Below are 956 nucleotides of genomic sequence, written 5' to 3'. Positions count from 1 at the left end.
ACTCGCTCAACTCGCGCAGCTTCCCGGCGCTCAACACGATCTCGACGACCGGGCTGATCCGGTAGCGACCCGCCGACTCCTCGTCGACGATGCCGTCGCGGCCCAGCCGCTCGAGCGCCTTGCGGACCATCCGCTGCCGCCGGGCGGTGTCGCGCTCGGCATCGGCGAAGTAGCTGAGGACGGTCTGCTCGACCTCCTCCACGTCCACCCGCGCCGACGGCTCGCCCGAGGCCGACTCCCGCTGGTGCACGGTGCGCAGATGCACCAGCACCAGCGTCTCGGCGCGGGTGTAGGGCAGATCGCGCAGCAGCACCGGCATCTCGACCTCGTCCGAGCGGACCTGCTGCTTGTAGGCGACTCCGCGCTCGTGGTCGACGACGAGCCGGACGAACAGATCGTTCAGGCGCGACTCGATCAGCTGCCGGTGCTCCAGCAACACGGTCCACTGCTCGCGGTGCCGGTCGGCGAGGAGGAAGCGCCGCTGGAGCACGTGCACGAGAACGCGGCGCACCTCGGTGTCGAGGACGCCGCGATCGCCCGGGAAGAGCTCGTCCGGGTCCTCCTCCATTGCCACCGGGGCGATGAACGGATCGACGGCGGACTCGGCGGGCTCAGTCATCGTCGGTCTCCTTCTCGGTGAGGGCGGTGACGGAGCCGAAAGCGAAGCGGCGCACGGTCCCGTCGGGTCGGCGGGCGCTGACGATGGAGTAGCCCTCGCCCTCGCGCAGTCCACCGCGGTGGGCGATCTCGAGCAGGCCGAGCAGGTCGACGGGGCGGCGCGTCTGCTCCGGAGCCCCGCTGAACGCCTCGCCGAGGTCGAACTCGCCGCCGAGGCTCGCGACGTAGGCCTCCAGCTCGGCGTAGCGCGGACCGCCCCCAGGCCCGGCTGTCGTCGCCGACGAACTCTGCTTCGCCGTGGTCGTCGGCGAGCGGAGCCGGTCCGCCGGCCGGCCGGA

At 72.0% G+C, this 956-nt stretch carries 2 protein-coding genes; both read right to left on the bottom strand.

Translation table 11 applies throughout. The annotated features are described in order from the left end of the window. Nucleotides 1-619: DUF4194 domain-containing protein (locus tag ACH61_RS15650; RefSeq protein WP_068213796.1), on the bottom strand; the 619-nt coding region annotated here is incomplete at its 3' end. After that, nucleotides 612-956, bottom strand: a 345-nt coding sequence (locus ACH61_RS15645) for a DUF3375 family protein (RefSeq protein WP_236713734.1), incomplete at its 5' end; no start/stop codon positions are given. The genes ACH61_RS15645 and ACH61_RS15650, both read right to left, overlap by 8 nt.

Origin of the sequence: Rathayibacter tanaceti (assembly GCF_001634385.1) — a bacterium.
In the GTDB taxonomy this organism is placed as follows: Bacteria; Actinomycetota; Actinomycetes; order Actinomycetales; family Microbacteriaceae; genus Rathayibacter; species Rathayibacter tanaceti.
This window is presented reverse-complemented; position numbering and strand designations above follow the sequence as displayed.